Raw genomic sequence first — 8136 nt, 5'->3', positions numbered from 1 at the left:
TCTGCCGGGTCGCCCGTGACGGCCACCGCCATCTGGACCAGCCCGACGCCGAACGCCCCCGTGATCGCGGCGATCGAGCCGCCGCCGGGCGTCGGGTCCGCCGACGCCGTGCTTCTCAACAGGTCACTCGCGGGCCGCGCCCACAGACTTTCGCTCACGCGATGTCAGCCTACCGGGACCGCGGGCCACCGCACGGACCGGCCGCCCGCCGACGGGCGCTCGGACGGAATACTGGTGGGTCTATGGCCAAGAAGAGCTCAGGGGAACCGACGACGGCCGCGACCGTCGCGCTGCAGCGCGCGGGCATCCGCTTCACCCCGCATTCGTATGCGCACGACCCGGCCGTCACCGATTTCGGTGCGGAGGCCGCGCGTGAGCTCGGCGTCGACGCGGCTCGCGTGTTCAAGACGCTGATGGTGACAACGGATGCCGGCGGGTTCGGCATCGGCGTCGTGCCGGTCGACTCCCTGCTCGATCTCAAGGCGATCGCCGCCGCGCTCGGCGGGAAGAGGGCCGAGCTTGCCGACCCGAGGGCGGCCGAGCGCAAGAGCGGCTACGTGGTGGGCGGCATCTCGCCCATCGGGCAGAAGACCCCGCTGCCGACGGTTCTCGACGCCTCGGCCGAGCGGTTCGAGACGATCCTCGTCTCGGGCGGGCGGCGCGGGTTCGACATCGAGCTGGCACCGGCGGATCTGCTCACGGCGACGGGCGGACGCTACGGCAGAATCCGCCGCTCATGATCGCTGGAGCGCGCTGAGCCGGCCCGCGGCCCTCACGCGGTGATCTTGATCAGCTCGCGCAGGCAGTAGTGCAGCAGCGGCTCGGGGAAGTCCGGCGAGAGCCGGTTGTAGACGACGCGCCCCTCCTTCCGGGTCGCGACCAGCCCCGCGGCGCGCAGCAGCCGCAGCGCGTAGCCTGCGGCGTCTTCGCTGACGTCGAGCGCCAGCGCGAGGTCGCCGACGCAGAGCTCGTCGGTCTCGTCGAGGGCGAAGACGATGCGCAGCCGCAGCGGGTCCGCCATGACCGACAGCAGCCCCGCGAGTCGCGCGGTCTCGTCCGCGCTCGGCACCGCCGTGCGCGCCTGGGCGACGGCCCGGGCGTCGATCGGGTGCTCGTGCTCGAGCGTCATGACTGTGCGAGGAACGCCGCGGGCTTCAGCTCGAATGCGGTGCGGCAGCCCGGCGAGCAGAAGTAGTAGGTCTCGCCTTCGTATTCGATGCTCGCAGCCGCGGTCTCGGGGCTCACCGCCATGCCGCAGACGGGGTCGCGGTGGCTGCCGTTCGGGTCGTGGTGCATTCCGTGCTCGTGGTCCATGGGGTGATTCCCTTCCTCGGGCGCTGCCCGGTCGTCGAAGCGCCGCGCGCAGCGGTCGGAGCAGAAGTAGTAAGTCTCGCCGTCGCGCTCGCGCTGCGCCGGGGCGTTCGCGATCTCGACCTGCATGCCGCAGACCGGGTCCTTCGCGTACTTCCCCTCGGCGGCCGCGGCACGGCGGTGCGTGCGGTACAGCCAGTACATGACGGCGAACAGCACGAGGGCTGCGAGGTTGAGCCAGGTCGTGTGGTTCCATGCGAAGCCGTGCGCACCCATGGCGCGGATCGGCTCGGGCTCGGGGATCCCGACCCACCGGAACAGGTACTCGACGGCGAGCCCCGCCGCGCTCATGGTCGCCCAGAACAGCACGAGGATGCGCACAGTCACCCGCAGCCCGAAGTAGCCGCGGTAGATCGCGAGCAGCGGCAGCGCGATCAGGTCGGCGAAGACGAAGGCGACGACGCCGCCGAAGCTCGCTCCCCCGTGCCAGAGCGTCGCGGCGAGCGGCACGTTGCCCACCGAGCAGACGAAGCTGATGATCGCGAGGAACGGCCCCACGATGACGTTCTCGAGGCTCGACCAGAAGCCGTGGCCAGTGAGGAACAGCGACTGCCACACGGCGGTCGGCACCAGCACGGTGATGAAACCGGCGACGAGGAATCCGATCACCAGCTCTTTGCGGATCATCGTGAGGTCGCTGATCATGTAGCCGGCCGCGTCGGACCAGCCCGCGCGCGTGCGCAGGCGCTCGCGCAGCGGCGTCTCATCGCTCGGCCCCTCGGCGTGATGATGCTCGTGCCCGCCGGCCGCCCGGCGCGCGCCGCCCTCTGACTGCGCGAGGTGTCGATGCGCCTCGTCGGCGATCGCGCCCCCGAGCACGCGCGGCCCGATCACACCGATCAGCGCGATCATGATCGCTCCCCCGACGAACTCGGCGAGGGCGAACTGCCACCCGAGCAGCAGCCAGAGCACGAGGCCGAGCTCGACGACGAGGTTGGTGCTCGCGATCATGAACACGAGCGAGGTGGTGAAGTCGGCGCCCCGGCGGAACAGGGTCTTGGCGAGCGCGCTCGCCGCGTAGGAGCAGGACGAGCTCACCATGCCCCAGAAGGTCGACTTCGCGATCGTCGCCGGCCGGTGGTCGCCGAGCATGCGCTGCATGCGCCCCCGCGACACGAAGGCCTGCACGGCGCCCGACAGCGCAAAGCCGAGGAACAGCGCCCAGAGGGTCTGCCAGAACATCGATACCGCGTCGAGCAGCCCGTCGCCCAGAATCCGGAGAATCGTCATCGCATCCACGATATCTGTAAATCTGTACGGATATCCAGATATTCCGACTCCGCCGAAGAATTCGCGCGCACACGAAGGGGCCGGGGATTCCTCCCCGGCCCCTCACGCGCAACGGGCGGCTACCCGGCGATGGGCGCGCCGAGCTCGGCGGTCTCCTGCTCGGCATGCGCCGAGGTCTCCTCGGCGATGGTGAGGATGCCCTGGGTGTCGACCGAGGTGTTGACCGCCCAGTAGTAGATGATCAGGCTGAACGCGGCGGTGACCGCCATGTCCCAGCCGAACGGCAGCCAGTCGGGCCCGGCGATGGTGCCGTTCGCGTCCTGGTTCCAGTCCGACAGGAAGACGATCAGGCCGAGACCGATCAGGTACGGGAAGAGCCACTGGGCGGCCTTCCAATTGAAGTGCACCGGCGTCGGGTTCAGCTTGAACACCCGGGTCACCACGATGATCGCGAGGCCGATGAGGATGCAGATTCCGAGCTTGTAGTCGGTGAGCCAGCCGGTCCACAGGATGATCCAGTTGGCGACGATGAACGCGATCGGCGACAGGATCGCACCGCCGGGCAGCCGGAACGGCCGGTCGGCGTTCGGGATGCGCTTGCGGAACGCGCCGAACGCGAGGGGCGCGCCGGCGTACATCAGCACCGAGGCGCTCGTGATGAGGCTCACGAGCGACTGCCAGCTGGGGAACGGCAGGAAGCAGACGCAGCCGAAGATCCAGGCCACGATCAGGCCGAACCACGGCACGCCGCGGCGCGTCGTCGACTCGAGCAGCTTCGGGAAGTAGCCGTTCTTCGACAGGCCGTACGAGACGCGGCTCGTCGCGGTGAAGTAGATGAGGCCGGTGCCACCGGGCGAGATGACGGCGTCGACGTAGAGCACGACGGCGAGCCAGCCGACGCCGACGGCGGTCGCGAGCAGCGCGAACGGGCCCGACGCGTACTGCGCGGCGGTCTTGGCCCAGGTGCCGAGCAGGTGGTCGCCCGGAATCGCCGCGATGAAGACGACCTGCAGGGCCAGGTAGATCACGAGGCCGATGAGCACCGAGCCGATGACGGCGCGCGGGATGTCGCGCTTGGGGTTCGAGGACTCACCCGCGAGCTGGTCGGCCTGCTCGAAGCCGAGGAGGGCGAAGACGATGCCCGCCGTCGGCAGTGCGGACAGCACGCCCTTGAGGCCGGTCGGGGCGAAGCTCTCGCCCGCACCGAAGTTGCTGCCGTGGAAGTTGATGATCGCGAGCACGAAGATCGCGAGCACCGGCACGCCGATCTTCCACCACGTCGCGGCGCTGTTCGTGTTCGCGAGCGCGCGGATCGAGAAGAAGTTGATGGCGGTGAACACCGCCATGATGACGACGGCTGCGATGATGCCGCTCGGCGTCAGGATCTCGGTCGTCGGATTCTGGAAGTGGGCGCCGAAGCTCCAGTGCTCCGTGCGCGCCAGCGACTGCCAGTAGCCGAGCATCGCCATCACCTCGATCGGCGCGACGGTGACCGCCTGCAGCCACGAGAACCAGCCGAACGCGCCGCCGGCGATACCGCCGAAGGCGAGGTGCGGGAAGCGCGCCGTACCGCCGGCGATCGGGTACATGCCACCGAGCTCGGCGTGCACGAGGGCGAGGATCAGAATGGCGATGGCACCGATGATCCAGGACCAGATGACGGCAGGGCCGGCAGCCGCGAGGCCCTTCTGCGCGCCGTACAGCCAGCCGGAGCCGATGATCGAGCCGGCCGAAGCCCACATCAAGCCGATGAAGCCGATCTGCCTCTTCAGCCCGGTGTCGGGAAGCGCGATCTTCTGCGATTGCGTTGTGGTCATGAAAGGTCTCTCCTCATCATGGGAGCCGGACGACCCCCGGAGTGGTCACCCGAAACCTTTACAGATCAACGACTCACGGTCAATTCACGGCGTGCGGACTTGGCTGATCCATAAGTAGGTGTTACAAGCGCGCAATGCTCAGTCGACGTCGCTGGAGCGCTGCCAGATGTTGACGCCCGCGTCGACGGCATGCTCGTCGATCGCGGCGAGCTCATCGGCCGTGAACTCGAGCTTCGTGAGCGCCGCGAGGTTGTCCTCGAGCTGGGCCACGCTCGAGGCGCCCACCAGCGCCGACGTGACGCGCTGGTCGCGCAGCACCCAGGCGATGGCCAGCTGGGCAAGGCTCTGCCCGCGCGACTCGGCGATCGCGTTCAGGGCGCGCACCCGCTCAAGGACCTCGTCGGTGAGGAATCCCTCGCGCCACGACGGCGCCTTGGTGGCGCGCGAGCCCTCGGGAACGCCGTTCAGGTACTTGCTCGTGAGCAGGCCCTGGGCCAGCGGGCTGAACGCGATCACGCCGAGGCCGAGCTCGCCGACGACGTCGAGCAGGCTCTCGCCCTCGGCCCCGTCGCCCGGGCCCTCGACCCACCGGTTGAACATCGAATAGCTCGGCTGGTGGATGAGGGCGGGCGTGCCGAGCTCGCGCAGAATCCCGACGGCCTCGCGCGTGCGAGCCGGCGAATAGCTCGAGATGCCCGCATAGAGCGCCTTGCCGCTGCGCACCGCCTGATCGAGCGCGCCCATGGTCTCTTCGAGCGGCGTGTCCGGGTCGGCGCGGTGCGAATAGAAGATGTCGACGTAGTCGAGGCCCATGCGCGTGAGCGACGCATCGAGGCTCGACAGCAGGTACTTCCGGCTGCCCCACTCGCCGTAGGGGCCGTCGAACATCTTGTAGCCGGCCTTGGTCGAGATGATCAGCTCGTCGCGGTACGGCCGGAAGTCCTCTGCCATGAGCCGCCCGAAGTTCTTCTCGGCGCTGCCCGCGGGCGGCCCGTAGTTGTTCGCCAGGTCGAAGTGCGTGACGCCGAGGTCGAAGGCCCGGCGCAGAATGGCGCGCTGCGTGTCGAGCGGCGTCGTGTCACCGAAGTTCTGCCACAGGCCGAGCGAGACGGCGGGCAGCTTCAGGCCGCTGCGGCCCGTGCGGCGGTAGGGAATCGAGTCGTAACGGTCTTCTGCTGCGAGGTACGGCACGGTCTCAGCCTTGCACGCCCGCGTCGCGCGGCAGGCCCAGCGCGCGGGCGAGCTGCGTGTAGCCGCCGGGCACGTCGTCATCGGATGCCTGCACCAGCTGAACCGCGACGTGGTCGGCGCCCGCGCGCAGATGCGCCGACAGGCGCGCCTCGATCGCGGCGTCGTCGCCGTAGACCACGAGATCGTCGATGAGGCGGTCGCTGCCGGGGCTCTCGACGTCGTCGTCGCCGTACCCGAGGCGTTTCAGGTTGTTGACGTAGTTGCGCAAGCCGAGGTACGGCCGGTCGACGCTCGGGCGGCCGAGCTCGCGCGCCTGCTCGGCATCCTCTCGCAGCACGACGCGCTGCTCGGTGGCGAGCAGCTTGCCCGCGCCGAGGATCGCACGGGCGCCCTCGTTGAACGACGGCGTCACGAGGTAGGGGTGCGCGCCCGCCGAGCGGTCGCGGGCGAGCTCGAGCATGCGCGGCCCAAGCGCGGCGAGCACGCGGCGCTCGAGCGGCACCCCGCCCTCATCGAGCGCGTCGAGGTACGCGACCATGGCGCCGTAGGGCTTGAGCGCCTGCTCGCCCTGCCCCTCGGGGTGGCCCGCGCCGATGCCGACGATCAGCCTGCCGGGGTGCGCGGCCTCGATGCGCCGATACGACTCGGCGAGCTCGCGGGCGTCGTCCGTCCAGATGTTGACGATCCCCGTCGCGACCGCGATGGTGCTCGTGTTCGCGATGACCGCCTCGACGAGCCGCAGGTCGGCGGGCTGGCCCCCGAGCCAGACCGCGCCGAAGCCGAGCGTCTCGAGGTGGTACGCGAGCTCGGGTGTCGGGTTGGCGCGGCCCCCGATCCACACTCCGAAGCGGCCGACGTCAGGCGTGCGCGATTCGCTCATATCTCCCTCGTTCCCGGCTCGGCCGGTCGACTCACAGCCCGAAGTACGGGCGGATTCCTGCGGCGGCCTCGAGGAACGCGTCCACGTCGTCGGCCGTGTTGTACAGATACACGCTCGCCCGCACGCTCGCGGTCAACCCGAGACGGCGATGCAGCGGCTGCGCGCAATGGTGCCCGACGCGCACCGCGATGCCGCGCGCGTCGAGGAACTGCCCGGCGTCGTGCGCGTGCACCCCGGCGACATCGAAGGCGACGAGCCCCGCCCTCTCCTCCCCCGCGGCCGGCCCGATCAGGCGCAGGCCGGGGATCTCGGAGAGCCCTTCGTAGAGCCGGGCGGCGAGGGCGTGCTCGTGCTCGAGCACGGCCGGCACGCCGGCATCCGCGAGATACCCGACGGCGGCGCCCAGCGCGATCGCCTGCGACACGGGCTGCGTGCCCGCCTCGAAGCGCTGCGGCGCGGGCAGGAACTCGGCGCGCTCCATCGTGACTGTGGTGATCATCGAGCCGCCGGTGCGCGCGGGCGGCAGCGCGTTCAGCAGCTCGCGCTTGCCGTAGAGCACACCGAGGCCGGTCGGCCCGAGCATCTTGTGGGCGCTGAAGGCGGCGAAATCGACGCCGAGCGCGTTCAGGTCGAGCGGGCGGTGCGGCGCGGACTGGCACGCGTCGAGCACCGTGAGAGCGCCGACGGATGCGGCGAGCTCCACCAGCTCGGGCACGGGGGCCACCATGCCCGTGACGTTCGAGACGTGCGCGAACGCGAGCACGCGCGTCTTCTCGGTGACGACGGCGCGGGCGTCGTCGATGGTCCACAGCCCGTTGTCGTCGACGGGGATGTAGCGCAGCACGGCGCCGGTCTGCGCCGCGAGCTCCTGCCAGGGGATGAGGTTCGCGTGGTGCTCGGCCTCGGTGACGACGATCTCGTCCCCCGGCCGCACGGCGAAGCGGCGGGCGGCCTCGCCGCCTCGGCCGCGGGAGGCGACGCCGATCGCGAGGGCCACCGTGTTCAGGGCATCCGTCGCGTTCGACTGCCACGCGATCTCGTCGGCCCGTGCGCCCACGAAGCGCGCGACCGCCTCGCGCGCGCCCTCGAACTCCTCGGTCGCCTCGGCCGCGAGCGTGTGCGCGCCGCGGTGCACCGCGGCGTTGCGCTTCTCGAGGTATTCGAGCTCGGCGTCGAGCACGACCTGCGGCCGTTGCGCGGTCGCGGCCGAATCGAGGTAGACGAGCGGATGCCCGTTGACGTTCTGGTCGAGCAGGGGGAAGTCCGCACGCAGCTCAGCGAGCGGCGCGGTCAGGGATGCCGGAGTTGCCACCCCTCAACGCTATGCCGCGGTGTCGGTTTCTGTCTGATCGTTACGCGCGCCCGCCGCGGGCTGCTCGAGCGCCGGGCGCCCGAAGCTGAACGGGAACTCGCGGCGCACCACGAACCCGAGGCGCTCGTAGACGCGCTTGGCGGGCTCGTTGTCGGCGCGCACGTGCAGGAAGGCCCGCTGTCCCTCGGCGCGGATGCCCGAGGCCACGGCGCGCACGACCCGGGCGGCATAGCCGCGGCCGCGGTAGTCGTCGTCGGTGCACACGGCGCTGATCTCGACCCAGCCGTTCGGGTTCATGCGGCGGCCGGCCATGGCGACGAGCTTCGACCCGCCGT

General features: G+C 70.4%; 9 protein-coding genes. 1 reads left to right on the top strand and 8 read right to left on the bottom strand.

Going from position 1 to position 8136, the window contains the following annotated elements:
• On the bottom strand, positions 1-158 hold a 158-nt coding region (locus ACM2XV_RS10085; RefSeq protein WP_487026835.1), incomplete at its 3' end, for a cyclodeaminase/cyclohydrolase family protein.
• Positions 159-242: 84 nt separating this feature from the next.
• Here ACM2XV_RS10085 and ybaK point away from each other — a divergent pair.
• Entirely contained in the window at positions 243-740 is a 498-nt protein-coding gene (gene ybaK / locus ACM2XV_RS10080) for a Cys-tRNA(Pro) deacylase (protein ID WP_487026834.1), read from the top strand.
• 32 nt (positions 741-772) lie between these two features.
• Here the strand turns inward: ybaK and ACM2XV_RS10075 are convergent, their stop codons facing one another.
• The 7 genes from ACM2XV_RS10075 to ACM2XV_RS10045 all read right to left on the bottom strand — a co-directional run.
• Entirely contained in the window at positions 773-1129 is a 357-nt protein-coding gene (locus ACM2XV_RS10075) for an ArsR/SmtB family transcription factor (protein ID WP_344778261.1), read from the bottom strand.
• Positions 1126-2601, bottom strand: coding sequence for a permease (locus tag ACM2XV_RS10070; RefSeq protein ID WP_487026833.1), 1476 nt, complete (start codon positions 2599-2601; stop codon positions 1126-1128). Before ACM2XV_RS10070 ends, ACM2XV_RS10075 begins: the two co-directional genes overlap by 4 nt.
• A 119-nt stretch (positions 2602-2720) precedes the next feature.
• A complete protein-coding gene (locus tag ACM2XV_RS10065; RefSeq protein WP_487026832.1) occupies positions 2721-4418 on the bottom strand; it encodes an APC family permease in 1698 nt (565 codons plus the stop codon).
• Positions 4419-4556: 138 nt separating this feature from the next.
• Positions 4557-5609, bottom strand: a complete 1053-nt coding sequence (gene mgrA / locus ACM2XV_RS10060; protein WP_487026831.1) for an L-glyceraldehyde 3-phosphate reductase — start codon at positions 5607-5609, stop codon at positions 4557-4559.
• Between the two features lie 4 nt (positions 5610-5613).
• Positions 5614-6489, bottom strand: coding sequence for an LLM class F420-dependent oxidoreductase (locus ACM2XV_RS10055; RefSeq protein ID WP_487026830.1), 876 nt, complete (start codon positions 6487-6489; stop codon positions 5614-5616).
• 31 nt (positions 6490-6520) lie between these two features.
• On the bottom strand, positions 6521-7801 hold the full coding sequence (locus ACM2XV_RS10050) for a SufS family cysteine desulfurase (RefSeq protein WP_344778271.1): 1281 nt from the start codon (positions 7799-7801) through the stop codon (positions 6521-6523).
• A 9-nt stretch (positions 7802-7810) separates the two neighbouring features.
• A partial coding sequence (locus ACM2XV_RS10045; protein ID WP_487026829.1) for a GNAT family N-acetyltransferase occupies positions 7811-8136 on the bottom strand: 326 nt, incomplete at its 5' end.

This window comes from Gryllotalpicola sp. CP2-P1 (assembly GCF_057512245.1).
This window is presented reverse-complemented; position numbering and strand designations above follow the sequence as displayed.

Excerpts from the sequence above, each read along its gene's own strand:
- ACM2XV_RS10075 (WP_344778261.1), bottom strand. The coding sequence starts at position 1,129 with ATGACGCTCGAGCACGAGCACCCGATCGACGCCCGGGCCGTCGCCCAG.
- ACM2XV_RS10065 (WP_487026832.1), bottom strand. The coding sequence starts at position 4,418 with ATGACCACAACGCAATCGCAGAAGATCGCGCTTCCCGACACCGGGCTG.
- ACM2XV_RS10070 (WP_487026833.1), bottom strand. The coding sequence starts at position 2,601 with ATGACGATTCTCCGGATTCTGGGCGACGGGCTGCTCGACGCGGTATCG.
- ybaK (WP_487026834.1), top strand. The coding sequence starts at position 243 with ATGGCCAAGAAGAGCTCAGGGGAACCGACGACGGCCGCGACCGTCGCG.
- ACM2XV_RS10055 (WP_487026830.1), bottom strand. The coding sequence starts at position 6,489 with ATGAGCGAATCGCGCACGCCTGACGTCGGCCGCTTCGGAGTGTGGATC.